Origin of the sequence: Nocardiopsis tropica, assembly GCF_042660575.1 — a bacterium.
Classification (GTDB): Bacteria; Actinomycetota; Actinomycetes; order Streptosporangiales; family Streptosporangiaceae; genus Nocardiopsis; species Nocardiopsis tropica.
The window spans coordinates 113628-134791 of sequence record NZ_JBHSUF010000009.1 but is presented as its reverse complement, the minus strand read 5'-3'; the positions used below and the strand labels follow the sequence as shown (position 1 = coordinate 134791).

General features: G+C 74.7%; 19 protein-coding genes. 8 read left to right on the top strand and 11 right to left on the bottom strand.

Going from position 1 to position 21164, the window contains the following annotated elements:
- Positions 1-178: 178 nt before the first annotated feature.
- Positions 179-763 (top strand): winged helix-turn-helix domain-containing protein, encoded by a 585-nt coding sequence (locus ACFQBR_RS16475; RefSeq protein ID WP_344181874.1) that lies wholly within the window; start codon positions 179-181, stop codon positions 761-763.
- Positions 764-841: 78 nt separating this feature from the next.
- Here ACFQBR_RS16475 and ACFQBR_RS16470 read toward each other — a convergent pair whose 3' ends face one another.
- The 4 genes from ACFQBR_RS16470 to ACFQBR_RS16455 all read right to left on the bottom strand — a co-directional run bounded on the left by ACFQBR_RS16470 (position 842) and on the right by ACFQBR_RS16455 (position 3466).
- A complete protein-coding gene (locus ACFQBR_RS16470) occupies positions 842-2101 on the bottom strand; it encodes a YeiH family protein (RefSeq protein ID WP_344181872.1) in 1260 nt (419 codons plus the stop codon).
- A complete protein-coding gene (locus tag ACFQBR_RS16465) occupies positions 2101-2256 on the bottom strand; it encodes a hypothetical protein (RefSeq protein WP_267945437.1) in 156 nt (51 codons plus the stop codon). The genes ACFQBR_RS16470 and ACFQBR_RS16465 overlap by 1 nt, the downstream gene beginning before the upstream one ends.
- A gap of 251 nt (positions 2257-2507) precedes the next feature.
- On the bottom strand, positions 2508-2930 hold the full coding sequence (locus tag ACFQBR_RS16460) for a rhodanese-like domain-containing protein (protein WP_344181870.1): 423 nt from the start codon (positions 2928-2930) through the stop codon (positions 2508-2510).
- Entirely contained in the window at positions 2927-3466 is a 540-nt protein-coding gene (locus tag ACFQBR_RS16455; RefSeq protein WP_330158338.1) for a cupin domain-containing protein, read from the bottom strand. The genes ACFQBR_RS16460 and ACFQBR_RS16455 overlap by 4 nt, the downstream gene beginning before the upstream one ends.
- Before the next feature lie 703 nt (positions 3467-4169).
- Between ACFQBR_RS16455 and ACFQBR_RS16450 the strand changes: the two genes are divergently transcribed.
- From ACFQBR_RS16450 to ACFQBR_RS16435, 4 genes are read left to right on the top strand one after another with little or no spacing between them, the layout of a single operon-like run.
- Entirely contained in the window at positions 4170-5420 is a 1251-nt protein-coding gene (locus ACFQBR_RS16450) for an SfnB family sulfur acquisition oxidoreductase (protein ID WP_344181868.1), read from the top strand.
- 25 nt (positions 5421-5445) lie between these two features.
- Positions 5446-6609 (top strand): LLM class flavin-dependent oxidoreductase, encoded by a 1164-nt coding sequence (locus ACFQBR_RS16445; RefSeq protein WP_344181865.1) that lies wholly within the window; start codon positions 5446-5448, stop codon positions 6607-6609.
- A 23-nt stretch (positions 6610-6632) separates the two neighbouring features.
- On the top strand, positions 6633-7196 hold the full coding sequence (locus ACFQBR_RS16440; protein ID WP_344181863.1) for an NAD(P)H-dependent oxidoreductase: 564 nt from the start codon (positions 6633-6635) through the stop codon (positions 7194-7196).
- A gap of 40 nt (positions 7197-7236) precedes the next feature.
- On the top strand, positions 7237-7752 hold the full coding sequence (locus tag ACFQBR_RS16435; RefSeq protein ID WP_267945443.1) for a flavin reductase family protein: 516 nt from the start codon (positions 7237-7239) through the stop codon (positions 7750-7752).
- 150 nt (positions 7753-7902) lie between these two features.
- On the opposite strand, the gene ACFQBR_RS16430 is transcribed toward ACFQBR_RS16435, so the two are convergent.
- The 5 genes from ACFQBR_RS16430 to ACFQBR_RS16410 form a co-directional block, all read right to left on the bottom strand.
- Positions 7903-8994 carry an ABC transporter ATP-binding protein gene (locus tag ACFQBR_RS16430; protein WP_344181860.1) on the bottom strand — a complete coding sequence of 364 codons (1092 nt, stop codon included), beginning with the start codon at positions 8992-8994 and terminating at the stop codon, positions 7903-7905.
- A gap of 14 nt (positions 8995-9008) precedes the next feature.
- Positions 9009-10004, bottom strand: a complete 996-nt coding sequence (locus tag ACFQBR_RS16425; RefSeq protein ID WP_344181858.1) for a zinc-dependent alcohol dehydrogenase family protein — start codon at positions 10002-10004, stop codon at positions 9009-9011.
- Positions 10004-10885: a carbohydrate ABC transporter permease gene (locus ACFQBR_RS16420; RefSeq protein WP_378553745.1), complete on the bottom strand. Its 882-nt coding sequence runs from the start codon at positions 10883-10885 to the stop codon at positions 10004-10006. The genes ACFQBR_RS16425 and ACFQBR_RS16420 overlap by 1 nt, the downstream gene beginning before the upstream one ends.
- Positions 10882-11808 (bottom strand): carbohydrate ABC transporter permease, encoded by a 927-nt coding sequence (locus ACFQBR_RS16415; protein ID WP_344181856.1) that lies wholly within the window; start codon positions 11806-11808, stop codon positions 10882-10884. Before ACFQBR_RS16415 ends, ACFQBR_RS16420 begins: the two co-directional genes overlap by 4 nt.
- Positions 11809-11871: 63 nt before the next feature.
- Positions 11872-13233 carry an ABC transporter substrate-binding protein gene (locus ACFQBR_RS16410; RefSeq protein WP_344181854.1) on the bottom strand — a complete coding sequence of 454 codons (1362 nt, stop codon included), beginning with the start codon at positions 13231-13233 and terminating at the stop codon, positions 11872-11874.
- A 206-nt stretch (positions 13234-13439) separates the two neighbouring features.
- Between ACFQBR_RS16410 and ACFQBR_RS16405 the strand changes: the two genes are divergently transcribed.
- From ACFQBR_RS16405 to ACFQBR_RS16395, 3 genes are all read left to right on the top strand, one after another.
- Entirely contained in the window at positions 13440-14387 is a 948-nt protein-coding gene (locus ACFQBR_RS16405) for a sugar-binding transcriptional regulator (RefSeq protein WP_267945448.1), read from the top strand.
- A gap of 119 nt (positions 14388-14506) precedes the next feature.
- Positions 14507-15889: a xylulokinase gene (xylB, locus tag ACFQBR_RS16400; protein WP_344181852.1), complete on the top strand. Its 1383-nt coding sequence runs from the start codon at positions 14507-14509 to the stop codon at positions 15887-15889.
- Between the two features lie 240 nt (positions 15890-16129).
- Positions 16130-16969 carry an alpha/beta fold hydrolase gene (locus ACFQBR_RS16395; RefSeq protein ID WP_344181850.1) on the top strand — a complete coding sequence of 280 codons (840 nt, stop codon included), beginning with the start codon at positions 16130-16132 and terminating at the stop codon, positions 16967-16969.
- 206 nt (positions 16970-17175) lie between these two features.
- Here the strand turns inward: ACFQBR_RS16395 and ACFQBR_RS16390 are convergent, their stop codons facing one another.
- A complete protein-coding gene (locus ACFQBR_RS16390; RefSeq protein WP_344181848.1) occupies positions 17176-17961 on the bottom strand; it encodes an amidohydrolase family protein in 786 nt (261 codons plus the stop codon).
- Positions 17962-18067: 106 nt separating this feature from the next.
- Positions 18068-21163 carry a hypothetical protein gene (locus ACFQBR_RS16385; protein ID WP_344181846.1) on the bottom strand — a complete coding sequence of 1032 codons (3096 nt, stop codon included), beginning with the start codon at positions 21161-21163 and terminating at the stop codon, positions 18068-18070.
- Position 21164: the final 1 nt, after the last annotated feature.

The following is a 21164-nucleotide window of genomic DNA, read 5'->3' as shown; positions in this document are numbered from 1 at the left end:
CCGTCGGCCCGGGCGGGTAGTGCCCCCTGTGGGGTATTACCGACCCAATCAGACACTATCCCACCGGATTGGTAGGAATAATCCGTTTCGTCCCGCCCTTCGCGTGGCATGAACCACATGGACCATATTACCGACTAATCCGGTAGAAATTAACGGGAATACGGCGCATGATGGTGGCATGCTCAGCGCACACAGCTCACTCCCCAGCGTCGACACCCGTGCCGTGCCCCTGCGGAGCGCGGCCCCGCTGCGCGGCGAACCGTCCCTGGCCGCCCTGCCCCGGCCGGAGGCGGGGCCGGGAGGCGCCGTCGGCGGCCCCGTCCCGACCTCCCCCGAAGAGCCCGGCTCCGACCACTCGCTCCTCGGCGTGCTGCCCCTGCCCGAGAGCGGCAAGTACATGCTGGTCTACGGGGTGGTGGTGGACGAGCCCCACGCCCGCGCCAGACCGCTCCCCGTCCCGGGTGCCACCCTGCTGATCGACCGCGACGCCCGCCGGGTCTGGTCCGGCGGGCGGGAAATCGAGCTCACCTACCAGGAGTACGAGCTCCTGGAGTGCCTCGCCGACTCCCCCGGCCGCGCGATCGCCCGCCGCGAGCTGATGGAGCGCGTGTGGGGCACCCGCAAGGACCTGCACTCGCGCACCATCGACGTGCACATCCACCGGCTCCGCCGCAAGCTCGGCGGGGCCGGGGACCTCATCGCGACCGTGCGCAAGGTCGGCTACATCTACCACGGCCCCCCGTCGCCGCCCCTGGGCGTCTGACCGGTGGGGCCGCCGCCGGGCGGCCCCACCGGAGACCCGCCCCTCCTCGGGACGGCCGTCGGGACCGCCCGGACGCCCCTAGAAGGCGAAGCCGCGGAAGAGCAGCACCGCGAGCAGCAGTCCGACCGCCAGGTTGAACACCGTGGCGAGGCCGAACACGCCGATCGGCCGCCAGCCCGCCTCGCGCAGCGAGCCGAGCTTGAACTCCAGGCCGATACTGGTGAACGCCGCGATCAGGAACCAGTCGCGCAGGGCCCTGGCGGTGTCCAGGCCCGCCTGCGGGTCGGCGGCCGGGCCGTTGGACCACAGGGTCGCGGCGACCGAGGCGGCCAGGAAACCCAGCACGAACTTGGGGAACCGGTCCCACAGGGTGCGCAGGCCGGGGCGCTCCACCGCGCCGCCGCCCTCGGCGGGGGCGACCCTGAAGGCGAAGTAGGCGGTCAGCAGTACCGCCACGACGCCCATCAGGACGTTCTGGGTGGCCTTGACGATGGAGGCGATCTGGAGGGCCTCCTCGCCGACGATCGCCCCGGAGGCCGCGACCGCCGCCGTGGTGTCGATGTTGCCGCCGATCCACGCGCCGGCCTGGGCGGTGCTCAGTCCGAGCACGCCGACCAGCCACGGCAGCAGGAAGATCGAGGGGACGGCGAACAGGATGACCAGGCTCGCGGTGTAGGCGAGCTGTTCCCTGCGCGCCTGCACGGCTCCGGCCGCGGCGATGGCGGCGCTGACCCCGCAGATGGACACCGACGAGGCGAGCAGCGCCCGCAGCCGGTCGTCCAGGCCGAGCTTGCCGCCCACCCACCAGGTGAACAGGAACACCGACGTGACCAGGAACAGGGCCTGGAGGACGGCGGGTCCGGCGGCCTGGGCGATGACGTCGAACAGGACCGTGGAGCCGAGCAGGACCAGACCGGTCTTGATGAGGAACTCGGTCCTGAACGCCGGGGCCAGCCGGTCGCGCACCCCCAGGAGGGAGAGCGCCAGGTTGCCCAGCAGGCCGAGCAGGATCGCGTAGACGGGGTACTCGACGGCCTCGGCGAAGCCGCCCAGCGGGGATCCCTCCGCGGCGGCGGGGACCCAGGACTCCAGGAAGCGGGTGGCCGCGGCCAGGGCGAGGACCACGAGGAGGCCGAGGACGGACCAGAGCGGTGCACCGGGTCCGCGCGGGGCATCCGCGTCCTCCCGGGCGTCGGCCCCGCCGTCGCCGGTCACGCCGCCCTCAGGGGTACCGGCGGTGTCGTCGGGGCCGACCGCAGTGCCGTCCGCGGTCCCGGTCGCGCCGGCGCCGTCGGCCCGGGAGGCGTCCTCTCCGGGGCCGGGGGTGTGCGTGGCCATCAGGGGACCAGTCCCGCCGGGATGACTCCGAGCAGGGCCAGGCCGAGCAGCACGAGTCCGGTGACGGTGGCCGCCCAGTCCTCGCCGATCCGCCACCGGGGGCGCGGGGGAGCCGGTTCGGGCGTGGAAGCGGGCGTGGTGGGTGTCTCGCTCATGGTTCTCCTCGATCTCCGGGCGCGGGGGCGCCCTCGGGGGATGGGACGGGATACGACCGGAACGGCGACTAACTACACTAAACCTACTCATTTAGTGTAGTTAATGGCCGGGCAAGGCGCCAGACCCGCTTCCGGCGCCCGGAAAGGGCGTGGGACCGGGCCCGACGGCCCGGCGGTGACGATACGGGGAGCACGGCCCCCGTGTCCGGCACACGGCGACGGGACCGGTCCCGGCGCGGGGAGCCGGAACCTCAGCCCCGGTGTGCGGCTTCCGGCCCGGACTCGGCGCGGAGCACGGGCTCGGTGGTGGGCAGCCCGCGGGCGCGCCAGGCGCGGAAACCGCCGGCCATGTCGGTGGCCCTCGCCAGCCCCAGCTCCTGGAGCTGGACGGCGGCCAGGCTGGAGGCGTACCCCTCGTTGCAGAACAGCACGATGAGCCGGTCAACGGAGTCGGCCTCGGGCACCCGGTCGGGACTGCTGGGGTCCAGCCGCCACTCCAGGACGTTGCGGTCGATCACCAGCGCCCCCGGGATCTCCCCCTCGGCCTCGCGGTTGACGGCGGGCCTGGTGTCGACCAGCAGCGCGCCCTCCCCCTGGGCGCGCAGCGCCTCGGCCGGCGAGAGCCGTTCGAGTCGGGCGCGCTTGCCGTCGAGGAGCCGTTCGATCGCGCTCACCGCCGCTCCCCCGCCCCGGCCGTGGGCACAGCGTCCAGCGTGGGGACGTCGGGCTCGGGGTCGCTGGTCAGGATGCTGCCGGTGCGGCGCAGCGCGTTGTCGCCGCTGACCTCGTAGTAGTGCATGGCGGTCAGCGGCGGCGAGTAGGCGTGCACGCTGACGGCGGGCGCGGCGGCGGCGTTGACCACGTCGTGCACGTGGCCGAGCGGGAACCGGCCGCCCCCGCCGTCGGCGAGGGTGCGTTCGCGCAGGCCGGCGTCCCAGTAGCGTTCGACCAGCTCCCCGGCGACGACGGTGAGCGCGCCCAGCGAACCGGCGTGGTCGTGGAGCCGGGTGGACTGGTCGGGCGTCCAGGAGATGAGCCAGACGTCGGTGTAGTCGTCGGCGCGCAGGCGGACCGACCAGCGGTTCTCGGCGTCGAAGCGGATCTCGTGGAGCCCCTGGCGGACCTCCTCGGCGACCGCGGCGGTCAGCTCGGACAGGCGGTCCAGGGTGAGCGGGGTCGGCGCGGCGGGCGCGGCTGCGGTGTCGGTCATGGGTTCTTGCTCTCGGATTCGTGGGCGGTCGGAGTCTGCGCTGGTCCGGCGGCCGCTAACAGTGCCCGTCGAAGGCCGGGGGCCGCAGGTGTGACGGTGTTCTGACTGCCATGACCGCAGTAAACCACATTCCCTACAGGTTTAGTTGGTAGGAGCCTCCCGTCGCACGTGTCACACCCGCCCCGGTGTCGCCACACCCCTCGACACACCCCGCCCGACCTGCACGTTCCCACTCCCCCCGCACGCACCACCGAAGATTCCCTACTTTTTCGGTTGACAAAATGGGGTTAGCGGATCAGGCTGGTGGACGAGGCCGACGGAATCGCGGAGCCGTCGGCCAGGACCCGCCGACCACCCGCGCCGCCCGGGCCACCCCGCCGGGTGGACGAACGCGAGGCCGGTCCCGGCGTTCCGGGCCGAGGGGGCTGCCATGCGCGGAGCCGCCCGACCCTCGGCCCGGAACGCCCTCCACGCCGCACGATCGGACGGGAGGCCGACCCGATGCCCGACATCCGACAGGGACCGCCGCGCACCCCGCACAGGCCCCCGACCGAATCCGCCCCAGCACGGCACTCCTGGTCGAACACCACGCCGAGGACACGGAACCGCCGCCCGCCGCACACCGACCTGTGCTTTGATTCCCCATAATTCCGGTAGGTATTTACTGGCACACGTCGGCGTGCGTCCCAGCAGGAGGTTCACCATGTCCGAGACCGTCACCGGCCCCACCCCCGGCACGACCGGCGGCGGGGTCCGGGTCATCGCCTCGGACGCGGAGGCCGTCGAGGCCGCCCGCGCCCTGGTCCCCCGGTTCGCGGAGGGCGCCTCCGGGCGCGACCGCGACCGCTGCCTGCCCCGGGAGCAGGTCCGCGAACTGGCCCGGTCGGGCCTGCTCGGGATCACCGTGCCCCGCGCCCTGGGCGGGGCCGGCGCGGACGCCGGGACCGTCGCCGAGATCCTGCGCCTGCTCGGCACCGCCGACCTCAGCCTGGCGCAGATCCCGCAGCCGCACTTCGCGTTCCTCAACGCGCTGCGCCTGCGCGGGGGCGGGACCGCGCGGGCCCGGGTGTTCGGCGACGTCCTCTCCGGCTCGCTCGTCTCCAACGCCCAGGCCGAGCGGTCCGGGAGGACCGCGCACACCCACGCCACCCGCCTGGAGCGCGGCGGCGACGGCTGGCGGGTCAACGGCAGCAAGTACTACGCCACGGGTTCGCTGCTCGCCGACTGGATCGCCGTGGTCGCCCCCGCGGCCACCCCGGACGGACCGCGCCCGCACATCGCCTTCGTCCCGGCCGACGCCCCGGGCGTGCGCGTCGAGGACGACTGGGCCGGCATGGGCCAGCGCACCACCGCCAGCGGAACGGTGCACCTGGCCGACGTGGCCGTGCCCGACGACCTGGTCCTGCCCCAGTACCTGACGTTCGAGGGGCCCACCACCTACGGCGCGTTCGCGCAGCTGCTGCACGCCGCCATCGACGTCGGCGCGGCGCGCGGCGCCCTGGCCGAGGCGGCGGCCTTCGTGCGCTCCAAGAGCCGCCCCTGGTTCGAGAGCGGCGTCGACACCGCGCCCGAGGACCCGCTGCTCGTCCACCGGTTCGGCGAGCTGGAGATCCAGGTGCGCGCCGCGGAGGCCCTGCTGGCCTCCGCCGCCGACCGGGTGGACGCCGCCGACGCCGTCCTGGCCGGGGGCGCCCCCGGCGCGGAGGACGCCACCGCGGAGGCCTCGGTCGCCGTGGCCGCCGCCAAGGTCGCCGGCGGACGGGCCGCCGTGGAGGTCTCCTCCGCCCTGTTCGAGGTGGCGGGCACGCGGGCCGCGGCCGACTCCGAGAACCTGCACCGCCACTGGCGCGACGCCCGCACCCACACCGTCCACGACCCGGTGCGCTGGAAGGTCCAGCACGTCGGGGAGTACTCCCTCAACCGTCGCCGCCCACCGCGGCACGGTCAGATCTGATCCAGCAACGGAGGAGCGTCCCTCAATGCCCCTGACCTTCCACTGGTTCCTGCCCACGCAGGGGGACAGCCGCGGCATCGTCGGCGGCGGCCACGGCGCGGACGTCGTGGCCTCGGCCTGGCGGACCCGCGAGCCGACCCTGGACTACCTCGCCCAGATCGCCGGAGCCGCCGAGCGGCTGGGGTTCGAGGGTGTCCTCACCCCCACCGGCGCGTGGTGCGAGGACGCCTGGCTGACCACGGCGATGCTGGCCGGGAGCACGAGGCGGCTGAAGTTCCTGGTGGCGTTCCGCCCCGGGCTCCTCTCGCCCACCCTGGCGGCGCAGATGGCGGCGACCTACCAGCGGCTCAGCGGCGGACGTCTCCTGCTCAACGTGGTGACCGGCGGCGAGTCCGCCGAGCAGAGGCAGCACGGCGACTTCCTCGACAAGGACGCCCGGTACGCGCGCACCGACGAGTTCCTCCAGGTGGTCGGACGGCTCTGGCGCGGGGAGACCGTCGACTTCCGGGGGGAGCACGTCACGGTGGAGGGGGCCCGGCTCGCGAAGGCGCCGGACCCCCTGCCGCCGGTCTACTTCGGCGGCTCCTCCCCCGCCGCGCTCGACGTGGCCTCCCGCCGCGTGCAGACGTACCTGACGTGGGGTGAGCCGCCCGGCGCGGTCGCCGACAAGATCGACCGGGTCAGCGCCCTGGCGGCCAAGCGCGGCCGCACACTCGACTACGGCGTGCGGCTGCACGTGATCAGCCGGGACACCGCGGAGGAGGCGTGGGCGCAGGCCCGGCGCCTGCTGGACGGGCTGGCCCCCGACACCGTGGGGCAGGTGCAGCACCACCTGGCCATGAGCGAGTCCGAGGGCCAGCGCCGGATGCTCGAACTGCACGGCGGAAGCGCCGCCGACCTGGAGGTCCACCCCAACCTGTGGGCGGGTGTGGGCCTGGCCAGGGGCGGGGCCGGCACCGCACTGGTGGGCAGCCACGCCCAGGTGGCCGACCTGATCGAGGAGTACCACCGGGCGGGCGCCACCGAGTTCGTCCTGTCCGGGTACCCCCACCTGGAGGAGGCCTACTGGTTCGGCGAGGGGGTACTGCCGCTGTTGCGGGAGCGCGGGCTGTGGGAGCACCCGGAGGGAGGGGAGGAGTCCGCCGCCCCCCACGTCCCCTTCGCCGTGTCCGCCCCGGCCACGTCCTGACCGCCCCCGCACCGGAGACCGCCATGACCACCACCACCGTCCTCGTCGGCAATCCCCGGCCGAACTCCCGTACCGCCACCGCCGGCCTGGCCGTGGCCCGCCACGCCGCGGACGCGGCCGGACTGCCGGACGTGCCCGGACCGGACGACCTGCTCGACCTGTCGCGGATCCGGCAGCTGCTGCTCGCCCCCGGCCCGCAGCCGGAGGTGGAGGCCTCCCTGGAGAGGGTGCGCGCCACCGACCTGCTGGTCGTGGCCAGCCCCACCTACAAGGCGACCTACACCGGTCTGCTGAAGGTGTTCCTGGACCTGCTGCCGTCCGGCGGGCTGGCGGGGGTGACGGCCGTGCCCGTGCTGGTGATGGCGTCCGCGGCCCACACCCTGGCCGTGGACGTGCACCTGCGCCCGCTGCTGCTCGAACTGGGCGCGACCGTTCCGGCGTCCGGACTGGCCCTGCTCCAGGACGCGGTCCCCTCCGACGGCGGGACCGACGGCACTCCGCGCCTGGACGGGGTGCTCGCGCCGTGGGCCGGGCGCTCGGCCCCCGTGCTGCGCGCGGCGGTGCGCACCCGGTCGGCCGCCGCCTGAGTCCTCCCCCCTCTCTTCACCCACCACAAGGGAGAGTCCGTTGAGTATCGCCGAGACCGCTTCCCCGTCCTTGGCGGAGGCCGACCGTTTCCGCGCGACGCTGCGCAACCACCCGGCCGGGGTCGTCATCATCACCGCCAGCGTGGAGGGGCGGCCCGTGGGGCTGACCGCCACCTCCTTCACCAGCGTCAGCCTCGCCCCGCCGCTGGTGTCCTTCTACATCGCGGAGTCCTCCACGACCTGGCCGGCGCTGCGCAGGGCGGGCGAGTTCGGGGTGCAGCTGCTGACCGAGGAGCAGTCCGACCTGGCCGACCGGTTCGCCCGCAGGGGGGAGGACCGGTTCGCCGCGCCGACGGCGTGGAGCCGGGGGCCGTCGCAGGTCCCGCTGCTGGACGGGGCCTCGGCGCACCTGGTCTGCTCCCGGTTCGACACCCGGCTGATCGGCGACCACTGGCTGGTGGTCGGGGAGGTGACGCACACGCTGGTGCTGGACGACCCGCGTCCGCCGCTCGTCTACCACCGGGGTGCGTTCGGCGGGGTCTCGGCCCTGCGCTGACCCCTTCCCGTACCGCGCCGCACTCGGGGGGCGTCCCTGGCACGGGGTGCCCCCGGAGGGCCGTGCCACCGGGAGGGGCCGCCCGCGCGTGAGGGGGCGTCCGGACCGTGGAGCCCGCCGCCGCCCGGAGGCCGGGCGGCGGCGGGGCGCTCAGCCGTCCAGGCGCTCCCCCGTTCCCGGCGAGAACACGTGCACCCGTCCGGGGCGCACGCCCAGGCGCACGGTCGCACCCGCCGCCGGAGCCGCGTGCGGCGCCACCCGCACCACCAGATCGCCGTCGGCCGGATGCCCGGGGAGGCCGCCGTACAGGTAGCAGTCGGCGCCCAGGTGCTCGACCAGGCCCACCTCCATCGCGAACCCCTCGCCCTCCCCCACCAGGTCGACCGCCTCGGGGCGAAAGCCCAGCAGCGCGGAGGACGCGCCCTCGTCGGCGAGCCTGCGCCGCTGGCCGGGGGTGAGCGGCAGGTCGGCGTCGCCGACCCGGACCCCCTCCCGGCTCAGGGGGAACTCCCTCAGGTTCATCGCCGGGGAGCCGATGAACCCGGCGACGAAGGCGTTGGCGGGGTGCTCGTACAGCCGCACGGGGCTGTCGCACTGCTGGAGCACCCCGTCCTTGAGCACCGCCACCCGGTCGCCCATGGTCATCGCCTCGACCTGGTCGTGGGTGACGTAGACGGTGGTCACGCCCAGCCGCTTCTGGAGCGCGGCGATCTGCGTGCGGGTGGACACGCGCAGCTGGGCGTCCAGGTTGGACAGGGGCTCGTCCATGAGGAACACCCGGGGCTCGCGCACGATCGCGCGCCCCATCGCGACGCGCTGGCGCTGTCCCCCGGAGAGCGCCTTGGGCCTGCGGTGCAGCAGGGGCTCCAGGTCCAGGAGCCGGGCGGCCTCCAGGACCCTGCGCTCCCGCTCCGGCCTGGCGACCTTGGCCATCTCCAGGGCGAACCCCATGTTCTGCGCCACCGACATGTGCGGGTAGAGCGCGTAGGACTGGAAGACCATCGCGATGTCGCGCTCCAGCGGGCTGCTGTCGGTGACGTCCTCGCCCCCGATGCGGATGGTGCCCGAGTCCACCTCCTCCAGCCCCGCGAGCATCCTCAGCGAGGTGGACTTCCCGCACCCGGAGGGGCCCACGAGCACGAGGAACTCCCCGTCCTCCACCTCCAGGCTCAGCTCGTCGACGGCGGGCGCCTCCGAGCCCGGGTAGAAGTGGGTGGCCTTCTCGAAACCGACCGATGCCACGGCGGATCCCTCCTCTACAGCTGGGGGTTGATCTGGAGCTTGCGGCCACGGCCCGCCCGGAACGCGTCGACGGCGTCGCCGAAGCCGTCCAGGGCGAAGGTGTCGGTGACCATGGCGTCGGCGTCGACCACGCCCTTGGCCATGAGGTCCACCGCCCGCCCGTAGCTGTGCAGGACGGCCATGCTGCCCACGACGGTGATCTCGTCGTTGTAGACGCGGAACGGCGAGAAGGACGCGGTGGCCTCGGCCGGCGCCACCCCGAACACCTGGAAGGTGCCGCCCCGGGCGACGCGGGTCAGCCCGTCCTCGATGGCGGCGACCACGCCGGTGCAGTCGACGACGACCTCCCAGTCGCGGCGGTCGAGCTCGTCGGGGCCGGGGGCGACGGCGTCGGCGCCGAGGGAGGCGGCCACCGCCAGCCGGTCCTTGTTGGGGTCCACGACGGACACGCTCGCGGCCCCGGCGGAACGAGCGAGCTGGGCCATCAGCAGGCCCATGGTTCCCGCCCCGTACACGAGGTAGTGCTCCCCGACCCGGCCCGGGAGCAGGTCGAAGCCGTGCACCGCGCAGGACAGGGGCTCGATGAGCGCGCCGTGGGAGAAGGGCATGTGCTCGGGGATCGGGTAGCAGGACGCGGCGGGGGCGACGGCGAGTTCGGCGCAGGCCCCGGGGCCGGTGACGCCGATGGCGTTCCAGCTCTCGCACAGGTTCCCCCGGCCGACGACGCACTTGGAGCACGCGCCGCAGAACAGGGAGGGGTCGACGGCCACGCGGTCGTCCACGGCCAGGCCGGTGACCTCCGATCCGAGCGCGACGACCGTTCCCGCGAACTCGTGGCCGGGGACGATCGGGTAGGGCGTGGGGGCGAACTCCCCGTCGATGATGTGCAGGTCGGTGCCGCAGACGCCCACGGCGGAGGGGGCGACGACCACCTCGCGGGGTCCGGGAGCGGGGTCCTCCACCCGCTCGAGGGAGAAGTGGCCGGGTTCGCTGACGACGAGTGCACGCATTACTTCACAGCTCCTAGGGAGAGGCCGCGGACCAGCCAGCGCTGGGCGGTCCATCCGGCGATGATCACGGGCAGGGCCGCCATGGTGGAGGCGGCGGACAGGCGGGCCCAGAACAGCCCCTCGCCGCTGATGAAGCCGACGAGGAACACGGGCACGGTGGCGGCACGGGTGGCGGTGAGGTTGACGGCGAAGAAGAACTCGTTCCAGGCGAAGATGAAGCAGATCAGGGCGGTGGCGGCCAGCCCGGGCGCGATCATCGGCAGGATGACGCGCCGCATCTCGGTGAGCCTGGGCGCGCCGTCCATCCGGGCGGCCTCCAGCACCTCCTTGGGCAGTTCGACCAGGAAGGAGCGGATCATCCACACCGCGATCGGCATGTTCATGGCCGTGTACACGAGGGTGAGGGTGCGGGCGTCGTCCAGGGCGCCGAGGTTCTGGGCGATGACGTAGAGCGGCAGGATCATGGCCACCGGCGGCAGCAGCTTGGTGGACAGGAAGAAGAACAGCGAGTCCCGCCACTGGGGGACGCGCACCAGTGAGAGCGCGTAGGCGGCCGGGAGGCCCAGGACGACGGCCAGGAGCGTGGACAGGACCGAGGCCTGGAGCGAGTTGAGCAGGTACGGCACGAAGTCGCGGCCGAGCACGGCGGCGTACTGGTCCAGGGTGGGTCGGAAGAAGAGGGTCGGCGGGTCGGTGGAGGCCTGCGACTCCTGTTTGAACCCGGTGAGGAACATCCACAGGACCGGGAAGAAGAACAGCAGTCCCACGGCCCAGGCGAGCAGGCCCGCGGCGGGGCGGAGCGGCCGGCGTCGGCGCCTGCGGGGGGCGGGCCCCGCCTCGGGGGCTGCGGCGGGGGCCGGCGCCTCGGTCACGCTTGTCACGACTCCTCCTCGAAGAGGCTGGAGACCACCCGCAGGGCGAACATGGCGACGACCAGGGTGGCGGCCACCACGATGACCCCGGCGGCCGCGGCCTCGCCCACGTCGAAGGCGCGGAAGGCCTGCAGGTAGATGAAGTAGGGCAGGTTGGTGCTGGCCTGGCCGGGGCCTCCCTGGGTGATCATGTAGACGGCGTCGAAGGTCTGGACGATGTAGATCGTGCCGAGCAGCAGCGCCAGCTCCACGAAGCGGCGCAGGTGCGGGAAGGTGATGCGTCGGAAGACGGCGAGGGGCCGGGCGCCGTCGACGCGCGCCGCCTCCAGCACCTCCGGCGACTGGCTCTGCAGGCCGGCGAGCATGATGAGCATCATGAACGGCGTCCACTGCCAGGTGAGGACCATGACGACGGACAGCAGCGGGAAGTCGTTGACCCAGTCCGCCTCGACCCCGAACGGGGACAGCGCCCAGTTGAGCAGTCCGTAGACGGGGTGGTACACGGACGTCTTCCACAGCAGTGCCGCGGCAACGGGCATGACCAGGAACGGTGTGATCAGGAGGGTGCGCACGACCCCTCGGCCGGGGAAGGAGCGGTCGAGGAGGACCGCGAGCGCCAGCCCGAGGGCCAGGGAGAGCAGGACGGCGCCGGCGGTCAGGACGACCGTGTTCGCGACGGCGTTGCGGAAGAGCGGGTCCCCCAGGACCCGGCCGTAGTTGGCGATCCCGGCGAAGGAGCCGGAGTCCGGCCGCAGCAGGTTGCTGTCCTGGAAGCTGTAGTAGACGGTGAACAGGAACGGGATCTGCGTCATCGCGATGACGAACAGCAGGCCCGGCAGCAGCGGGGTCCGGCGTATCCAGCGCTCCCCCCGCGCGGGTTCGCGCGTGGTGGGCCCGCGCCGCGCCGTGTCCGGCGTGGTCTGAGCGGTCATGGGCTTCCTCGAAGGTGTCGTGGCGGTGGCGGTGTGGTGCGGCCGGGGCGGCCCGGACCCGGTTCAGTCGCGGTAGCCGCCGGACAGGGCCGTCTCCTCCGCGTACTCCTGGGACTTGCGCAGCGCCTCCTCGACGGACTGCTGTCCGGCGATGGCCGCGGAGATCTCCTGGGAGACGCGGGTGCCCAGGTCCTGGAACTCGGGGATGGCGACGTACTGGACGCCGGTCCACGGCTGCGGGTGCAGGCCGGGCCGCTCCACGTCGACGTTGCCGATGGCCTCGTAGGTGGGACCGGCGAAGGCCTCGGCCGCCTCCCGGTACTCGGGGATGTCGTAGGTCGAGACGCGGGCGCCGGGCGGCACGCGCTCCCAGCCGAGGCGCTCCCCGACCAGGCGGTGGTACTCGCGGGACGTGGCCCAGGAGACGAACTCCCAGGCGGCCCCGGGGTCGGTGGAGGTCGTGGGGATCGACAGCGCCCATGCCCACAGCCAGCCCGCGTGCTCGGTCCGGGCGACCGGGGCGGGGGCGTAGCCGATGTCGCCGGCGACGCTGCTGGAGTCGGGGTCCTCCAGGTTGCCCGCTGCGACGGTGGAGTCGTAGAACATGGCGGCGTCGCCCTGGGCCATGGTGGTCAGGCACTCGGTGAACCCGGCGTTGGGCGCCCCGGGCTGCCCGTACCCGCCCACCAGGTCGACGTAGGTCCGGACGGCCTCCTCGACCTCGGGGGAGTCCAGGTGCGCGTTCCAGTCCTCGTCGTACCACCGGCCGCCGTGGGTGAGGATGACCGTGTTGAGCGGGGCGAGGAGCTCTCCCCAGCCGGGGACGCCGCGCAGGCAGATCCCGGAGACGCCGCCCTCGGGGTCGTCCAGCTCCTCCGCGAAGGCGGCGACGTCCTCCCAGGTCGGCTCGTCGGGCATCTCCAGGCCCGCCTCCTCGAACAGGTCCTCGCGGTACATCAGCAGTGACGACTCGCCGTAGAAGGGCGCCCCGTACATCCGGTCCTCGTGGGAGAGGGCGGAGCGCACGGTCGGGATGATGTCGTCGATGTCGTAGTCGGGGTCGGAGGCGTACTCGTCGAGGCCGAGGATCCAGCCGTTCTCCGCCCAGATGGGCACCTCGTAGGTGCCCACGGTGACCACGTCGTACTGGCCGCCCCGGGTGGCGATGTCCTGGGTGACGCGGTCGCGGAGCTGGTTCTCGGGCAGGACGACGAAGTCGACGGTGATGCCGGGGTGCGAGGCGTTGAACTCGTCCGCGAGGGCCTGGATGTCGTCCATCTGGGGGTTGGCCACCGTGGCGACGGTGACGACGCGCTCCCCGTCGGAGCCGCCGCCTCCCGCGCCGGCGCAAGCGGTGGCGAGGAGCGCCAGGCCGGTGGCGGCGGCCACGGCGGGAAGTCCGCGCCGCGTCGTGCGTGTGAGCATGTTCTTCCTCCTGGGGGGCGGCCCGGGTTGCGGGGAGCCGTGTCCCGTGGGGGTGTCAGGCCGCCACGGGTCTGCTCAGATGAGCAGACCCCTGAGCAGATGAGCAACGTGCGGCTCATTTAAGTTGTGACTGGCATCACGGGTCAAGACGGGATGCAATAATGAGCGTCAGCATGCTCATATGAGCGAACCCCTGGAGGATCTCGATGAAACCCGCGTTCCGACCGGCGGAACTGATCCGCGCCACCGCCATCGCGCGCAGGTACTACATCGCCGGGGAGTCGAAGATCCGCATCGCCGAGGACTTCGGGATCAGCCGGTTCAAGGTCGCGCGCATCCTCGACGACGCGCGCGCGGCGGGCATCGTGCGCATCGAGATCGCCGAACCCACCGAGGTCGACACCGACCTCTCCCACCAGCTGCGGACCGCCTACGGGCTGCACCAGGCGATCGCGGTCGTCGACCCCGGCGAGGGCGGCGCCATGCACCGCGGCCTGGGGCGGATCGCGGCCGAGTACCTCACCGAGATCCTGGAGGAGGACGACACCCTGGGCCTGGCCTGCTCGCGCACGCTCAACGCGATGACGCTGGCGCTGGACGAGCTGCCCCGGTGCACGGTCGTGCAGCTGACCGGCGTGCTCCCCGGCGGCGTGGAGGAGAACTCGGTGGAGCTGGTCCGGCGGGTCGCCAGCCTGGCGCGCGGCCCGGCCTACCCCATCTACGCCCCGCTCGTGGTCTCCGACCCCGCGACCGCCGACGCCCTGCGAGCCCAGCCCCAGGTGGCCGGGGCGATGCAGCGCTACACGGAGCTGGACAAGGCGGTGGTCGCCATCGGATCCTGGTCACCGACCCTGTCCCTGGTCCGGGACGCCCTCTCCCCGGCCGAGGGCGCCGCCCTCGAACGCGACGGCGTGCAGGCCGAGGTGTGCGCCCGGACCGTGGACGTCCACGGCACACCGACCGCACCGGAGCTGACCTCGCGGATCATCGCCATCACCCTGGAGCAGCTGCGCGACGTGCCCGAGGTCGTCGCGGTCGCCGGAGGCGCCGGGAAGGCGCAGGCGATCCACTCCGTGCTCAAGACCGGCGTGGTGTCCTCCCTGGTGACCGACACCACGACGGCGCGCACGCTCATCGAGGCGGCGGTCCTCTGAGCCGCCGGCGGGCCCGCCCCGGCCGTTCCCCTCCACGCACCGGCCCGCGCGCCGAACCCTCCTCCCACTCCGAACCGCCACCCTCCGAACACCCACCCCCTCACCCTCACGGAGCCGACATGGCACTGGTCGCCGGAATCGACAGCTCGACCCAGTCCTGCAAGATCGTGGTCTGCGACGCCGACGGCGGAGCGGTGGTGCGCGAGGCCCGCGCACCGCACCCCGACGGAACCGAGGTCCACCCCCGCGAGTGGTGGACCGCCCTGGAGGAGGCCTCCTCGGGCCTGCTCGACGACGTGGCGGCGGTCGCCGTCGCCGGACAGCAGCACGGCATGATCGCCGTGGACGCGGACGGCGGGGTCGTCCGCCCGGCCCTGCTGTGGAACGACACCCGCTCGGCGCAGGCGGCCCTGGACCTGATCGGCGAACTGGGCGGACCCGCGGAGTGGGCCGGGGCCGTGGGCAACGTGCCCAACGCCAGCCTCACCGTCAGCAAGCTGCGCTGGCTGGCCGAGCGCGAGCCGGAGAACGCCGCCCGCACGACCCGCGTGATGCTCCCCCACGACTGGCTGACCTGGCGGCTGGCCGGCGGCGGGGCCGCCCCCGTCACCGACCGGGGCGACGCCTCGGGCACCGGGTACTGGTCGCCGGCCGAGGGGTCCTACCGCACCGACCTGATGGCCAGGGCGTTCGGACGCAAGCTGGAGGCGCCCCGGGTGGCCGGACCCTCCGAGGTCGTGGGGCACACGCCGTCGGGCGCGGTGATCGCCCCCGGGACCGGTGACAACATGGGCGCCGCCCTGGGGCTGGGGCTGCGGCCGGGCGACGCCGTGGTGTCCCTGGGGACCAGCGGGACCGTGTTCGCGGTGAGCGAAGGGCCGAGCCGGGACCCGGACGGGATCGTCAACGGGTTCGCCGACGCGACCGGGCGGTACCTGCCGCTCGTGTGCACGCTGAACGCGGCGCGGGTCCTCGGGGCGACCGCGGCGATGCTCGGCGTGGACCTGGCCGGGCTGGACGCGCTCGCGCTGGCCGCCGAACCGGGCGCGGAGGGGGTCGTGCTCCTGCCCTACCTGGACGGCGAGCGCACACCGGTGCTGCCCGACGCCGCCGGTTCCCTGCACGGGCTGCGGCGGGCCAACATGCGGCCGGAGAACGTCGCGCGCGCGGCGGTGGAGGGGATGCTGTGCGGGCTGGCCGACGGCCTGTCCGCCATGACCCGCACCGGCGTGCCGGTCGGGCGGGTCCTGCTCGTGGGCGGGGCCGCCCGGTCGGCCGCGGTCCGCGAGGTCGCGGCGACGGTCCTGGGGGTCCCGGTGGCGGTGCCTCCGCCCGCCGAGTACGTCGCGGTCGGCGCGGCCCGCCAGGCGGCCTGGGCACTGGCGGGCACCGCCGAGCCGCCGGTCTGGAACCTCGGCGAGGGCGCCGAGCTGGAGCCCGTCGACGCGCCCCTCGTGCGGCGCGCCTACGCGGAGGCGCGCGGGTCCCTCCACGGCGTCTGACCCCGGTCCCGTGCCCCCGCCCGGCTCGGGCGGGGGCGCGGGTGCGTTCGGGCGCGGGTGCGGGATGTGCGCGCGGCGGGGGCTCCGCGCTCCGCCCTGCGGTCGGCGCCGCCCCCGCGCGACGGCACGGGCGGTCCCGCGTGCCGCCGGGGACGCGGATCCCCCGGCGGACACGCCGTTGACAAGGCTGGCTAATGCCATTAGCTTTTAGCTAACGCACTTAGCCACTTGGGGGATGCCATGACCGAGTACCTCGCCGTCGACGGCGGCACGATCGCCTACGAGGTGTCGGGCACCGGGCCGCTGGTCGTCCTCGCGCACGGCATGGGCGACAGCCGCGCCGCCTACCGCGCCGTGGTCCCGCCGCTGGTGGCGGCGGGCTACCGGGTCGCCGCCGTGGACATGCGCGGCAGCGGGGAGTCCGGCGTCGACTGGCCGGAATGGAGCCGCACCGCCGTCGCCGCGGACCTGCTCGCCGTGATCCGCCACCTGGGCGGCCCGGCCGTGCTCGTCGGCCACTCGTTCTCCGGCGGGGCCGCCACCATCGCCGCGGCACAGGAGCCCTCGCTGGTCACCGCGGTCGTCGAGCTGGCGCCGTTCACCCGCGAGCAGTCGATCGGCCTCGGCGACCTGCGGGTGAGGCGCTTCCGGCGGGGCATGCTGCGGCTGCTCGGCGCGGGGATGCTCGGCAGCGTGCCGCTCTGGCGCTCCTACCTCGACGCGGCCTACCCCGGCGCCAAGCCGGACCACTGGGCCGAGCGGCTCGACCGCATCGACTCCATGCTGCGCGAGCCGGGCCGGATGAAGGCCCTGCAGAACATGGGCCGCAGCGCCCCGGCCGACGCCGGCGCGCACCTCGGCGACGTCCGCTGCCCGGTCCTGGTCGTGATGGGCACGCTCGACCCCGACTGGGCCGACCCGCACGCCGAGGGGACGGCGATCGTCGACGCCCTGCCGTCCGGCCTCGGACGCCTGGAGGTGATCGAGGGCGCGGGGCACTACCCGCACGACCAGTTCCCCGAGCGGGTCGTCACGCTCGTGCTCGCCTTCCTCGGGTCGGACGCCGTCCGGGCGCGGTGAGCCGGTCGGAGGCCGGTCCGGCGCGCGCCCCGGCCCCCGGTGACCTTGTACTTGCAGCCGGTCCCGACGCCTCGGGGTCACGTGGTGGTGGCGACGGGGAACTCCTCGGGCGGCTCGGCCGGGACAGCCCGTCCCGGGGCCGGCGAAAGCGGGCCCTCGCGGGAGAAGCCGGGGGCCCGGGCCCCGGCTGCCTCCGCGGAGCCGGGTCAGAGGGGCCGGGACGGCCGCTCCCCCGGGCTCCCCACGCGGTAGAAGGCGGCGGCGTTGTCGTGGAGCACCGCGTCCAGGTGCTCCCCGGCGGCCCGGGAGACCAGGTCCAGGTCGGTGTCCTCGAACGGCCGTCGCGCGCGGGTGGAGGGCAGGTCGGTGCCGGCCATCAGCGCGGACGGGTCGACCTCCAGCACCGCGCGCATCGCCGCCACCGGGTCCAGGTCCACGCGCCCGAAACCGGTGGCCTTGACCCGCACCCCCCGCTCCACCAGGCGGAGCAGGTCCGGAAGACCGTCGGCGTGCAGGCCCAGGTGGTCCACGCTCACCGCCGGGAGCGCGGCCACGGTGTCGGCGATCCGCCCCAGGTCGCGGGCGTCGACGTAGAGCTCGGTGTGCATCCCGGCCACGGCGTGCACACGCCGGGCGAGGGCCTCCAGGTGCTCGGCGCCCTCCGAACCGCCCCGGCGCAGGTTGAACCGGACCGCGCGCACCCCCTTGGCGGCGAGTTCGGCGATGCGGGCGTCGGGGGTGTCGTGGGGGATCTGGGTGACGCCGACGAACCCGGGTCCCAGCCGCTCCAGGGCGTCCAGGAGGTAGCCCTGGTCGAAGGCCTGGAAGGATCCGGAGACGACCGCCCCGCCCACCACCCCCAGGTCCGCCACGCGCCGCCGGTAGTGCTCGGCGGTGAACTCCGCGGGCAGGTAGCCGCCGTTGGCCACCAGCGGGAAGCGGGTGTCGACGATGTGCAGGTGGGCGTCGAACAGCGGGCGGGGTGCGTTCACGGCGGATCGCCTTTCACGGGTGGGGACGGTCGGGCGGACCGGGGCCCCGGAGGGGCGGCAGGAGCACGGGCGGGCGCCGGTCCGGCGGGGCGGGGTGTTCTCCGGGTCAGCGGCTCCGGGGCGGCTCGGCGGTGGCGGTGACCAGGGCGGCCCACATCAGCGGGGTCGCGGAGGGGTCCCCTGCCGTGCGCCAGCGGTCCAGCCGGGTGCGCTGCCAATCGGCCAGCGCACGCACGGGGTCGGGCGCGTCGTGGGCGGCGTCCACCGCCGCCACCAGCGCGGACAGGGGGCGCTCGTCGGGGGGCACCCTCCCGAAGCGGTGCAGGGCGAGGTTGGTGGGCAGCACCCACCGGGCGGAGGTGACCAGGTCCGCGCCGTTGCGGAGCACGGCCGACGCCAGCCCGAAGGACTCGGTGAAGCGGGCGTCCGCGCCGCTCTCGCACGCGATGAGCCCCACCCGGGGAGGCGAGGGCCAGAGCTCGGCCCCGGGGCGGCCGTCGGCGCCGCCCGTGAGCAGGTCCTTGGCGGAGAGCGGCCGGTGGGAGCGGACGACCTCGGCGTGCCCCTCGGTTTCGGGGCCGCAGCACAGGTGCAGGCGGGCGTCCTCGCTCTGGCCGCCCTCCACCGGGGCGGACGTGACGTGGCCGACGTAGAGCAGGCGGCGGGCGCCCGATCGCAGGGCGCGTCCCAGCCACTCCCGGTCCTGGTCGGTGCGGCGCAGGGCCTCCTCCGGGGCGGAGACCGCGGGCAGCATGTCGCCCGCGTCCCGGTGGGCGCGGACCAGGGCCAGCAGGTCGGGGTCGGTGCCCGGTCTTCCCAGGACGGACCCGAGCGGTGAGTCCGCGCGAAAGCCCGGGACCCGGGGGTCGAGGACGAGGACGGCGGGGGCGGTCGCGGTGCGGCCCGTGGGCGCGGCCGGGTCGGGGGGCGGGGCGGCCCCGTGCTCCCCCGGCCCGTGACGGCCTGGTGCCCCGGACGCCGCCGGTGGGGGCGGTGTTCCGGGTGGAGCGGTTGGGGCGGGTTGGACGTCGGTCGGCGCCCCGAGGGCGAGCGGCACCGCCAGCACCACGTCCGCCAGGTCGAGCAGCCGCCGGCCGCCGTCCACGGCCAGGAGCTCCCAGGGCACCTGGCCGGTGCGCGGGGACGGCTGCACCCGCACCAGCGGGCGGACGCCCGTCCCCTCCCCCACCTGGCGGATCTGGTCGGTGAGCTCGGCCGGCCACAGGACCGATGCCAGCCGGGCGGCGAGGTCCCGCTCCCGCGCGGGGTCGGTCATGGCCCCGTCGGCGAGGGCCGCGGCCACGTCCTCTCCGGGTCCGGGGAGCGCGGCGGCGAGTTCGGCCGTCACCGCGTCGGCGTCGTCCCCGGGCGCGTACCCGGTGCCGAAGCCCTGGGCGCCGAGCGTCCACCGCCAGGTCATGTACAGGTCCCCGGCGTCCGCGAGCCGCACCAGCACGGTCGGCACCGGAGACGGGAACGAGGAGGACGGCCCGGCGGTGGCGACGACCGTCCGGTCGGAGGTCACCCTGCGCCGGTACCGGCCCTCGGCCGCGACGACGTACTCCTGGAGCGCGGTGCGGTCGGCGCCCTCCCCCATCAGGACGCGGGGCGGCAGCGCGACCCTCACCCCGTCGGCGCCCCGGGCGCCCGGGTCCTGCCCTCCCCCGGCCGCGAGGGAGACGTCCGCGGCTCCCCCTCCGGAGGGGGGCAGGTCCGGTCCCGCCGGGTCCGGAGGGGCGAGGGGTCCTCTGGCCCCCGGCCCGGGGAAGGCCCCCTCCGCCGCGGGCGCGGGGGCCAGGGGGGCGCCGGCGCAGCGGAACTCCACCAGCTCGAACAGCAGCCCCTGGTCCCGGCGCAGCAGGGCCAGCTCGAAGACGAGGCGGACGGCGCTCCGCGAGAGCGCCGACCACTGGTCGCGGGCGTGCCCGGTGGCGAAGTCGGCCCGCATGGACTCCAGGGCGAGGGACGCGGGGAGCGCCAGGGCCAGTGCGGAGTCCAGGGCCTCCCGCTCGTGCCCCTCGAAGCGGCCCGCCCGCAGCAGCCCGTCCACGGCCCGGGCGACGAGGAAGTCGGTCTGGGCGCACCGCTCGTAGGCGCCCATCTCCTCGAAGACGGCGCGGGCCCGCTCGCACATGTCCTTCATCGCGAGGTGGTCCCCCGCCTCGAACGCCTGCCGGGCGGTCACGACGAGGCCGTCCGCCGCCGCCAGGCGCACCCCGAGGTCCTCGAAGCGGGACAGGGAGGAGGCAGCCAGCTCGCGGGCGGCGTCGGCCGACCCCCTGGCCTGCGCGATCAGCGAGCGGGCCTGTTCGCACACCGCCAGGGACACGTGGTCGCCCTGGCGTTCGAGGGCGACGGAGGCCGTGCGGTAGAGGCGTTCGGCCGCGTCGAGGTCGCCCCGGCGCACGGCGGCGAACCCCCGGTGGCCGGTGAGGAAGGCCGGTTCGGCTCCGGCGGGGTCGAGCGCGCGGAAGCGCTCGGCCGCGCGGTCCAGGTGGTCCTCGGCCTGGTCGGGCCGGCCGGTGCTCGCCAGGAGCAGGCCCATGGAGGTCAGCAGGTAGGAGGCCGGTCCCTCGGGGGCGGTGGCCAGGGCGGCGGTGAGGAGCTCCTCGGCCGCGCCCCAGTCGCCGCGCTCCATCAGCAGGCGCGCCCGGGAGTCGGCGAGTTCGGCCCGGCGGGCGCCGTCGTCGCACGGTTCCCCGGCCCTGAGGTCGGCCTCGTCCAGCAGGGTGTGCGCGGTGCGGTGGTCGCCCGACCTGCGGGCGGCCTCGGCGCGTTCCAGGAGGGCCTTGAGGAGGATGGACAGCCACAGGGGGCGGCCGCGGGGGCCGGTGGCGTGGGGCTCCACGGCGCGCAGGAGGACGAGCGCGCCGTCCAGGGCGGGGACCCCGTCGCCCGGTGCGCCGCGCTCGGAGCGGACCATGCCCACGTCCGTGAGCAGCAGCCCCCGCAGGAACCGCACGTCGGGGCTGTCCGGGAGGCGTTCGGCCGCGTCGAGGAGCTGGAGGAGGACGTCCTCGGCGGCGGCGAGCTCCCTCCCGGCGAGGAGTGCCTCGCTGTGGGCCAGCCCCGAGTCGAAGGGTTCCCCGAAGCCCATGGGTCGGTCCTCGGGGGCGTCCCCGGCGGAGGCGTCGGACGGGTCGAGGGGGTCGGCGGGAGCGGCCCCGGCCGGGGTGCGGGAGGGGTCGTGGGGGTGGGCCATG

Coding starts and splice junctions, on each gene's coding strand:
- ACFQBR_RS16475 (WP_344181874.1), top strand. CDS start 179: ATGCTCAGCGCACACAGCTCACTCCCCAGCGTCGACACCCGTGCCGTG.
- ACFQBR_RS16470 (WP_344181872.1), bottom strand. CDS start 2,101: ATGGCCACGCACACCCCCGGCCCCGGAGAGGACGCCTCCCGGGCCGAC.
- ACFQBR_RS16465 (WP_267945437.1), bottom strand. CDS start 2,256: ATGAGCGAGACACCCACCACGCCCGCTTCCACGCCCGAACCGGCTCCC.
- ACFQBR_RS16455 (WP_330158338.1), bottom strand. CDS start 3,466: ATGACCGACACCGCAGCCGCGCCCGCCGCGCCGACCCCGCTCACCCTG.
- ACFQBR_RS16450 (WP_344181868.1), top strand. CDS start 4,170: ATGTCCGAGACCGTCACCGGCCCCACCCCCGGCACGACCGGCGGCGGG.
- ACFQBR_RS16445 (WP_344181865.1), top strand. CDS start 5,446: ATGCCCCTGACCTTCCACTGGTTCCTGCCCACGCAGGGGGACAGCCGC.
- ACFQBR_RS16440 (WP_344181863.1), top strand. CDS start 6,633: ATGACCACCACCACCGTCCTCGTCGGCAATCCCCGGCCGAACTCCCGT.
- ACFQBR_RS16425 (WP_344181858.1), bottom strand. CDS start 10,004: ATGCGTGCACTCGTCGTCAGCGAACCCGGCCACTTCTCCCTCGAGCGG.
- ACFQBR_RS16415 (WP_344181856.1), bottom strand. CDS start 11,808: ATGACCGCTCAGACCACGCCGGACACGGCGCGGCGCGGGCCCACCACG.
- ACFQBR_RS16410 (WP_344181854.1), bottom strand. CDS start 13,233: ATGCTCACACGCACGACGCGGCGCGGACTTCCCGCCGTGGCCGCCGCC.
- ACFQBR_RS16405 (WP_267945448.1), top strand. CDS start 13,440: ATGAAACCCGCGTTCCGACCGGCGGAACTGATCCGCGCCACCGCCATC.
- xylB (WP_344181852.1), top strand. CDS start 14,507: ATGGCACTGGTCGCCGGAATCGACAGCTCGACCCAGTCCTGCAAGATC.
- ACFQBR_RS16395 (WP_344181850.1), top strand. CDS start 16,130: ATGACCGAGTACCTCGCCGTCGACGGCGGCACGATCGCCTACGAGGTG.
- ACFQBR_RS16385 (WP_344181846.1), bottom strand. CDS start 21,163: ATGGCCCACCCCCACGACCCCTCCCGCACCCCGGCCGGGGCCGCTCCC.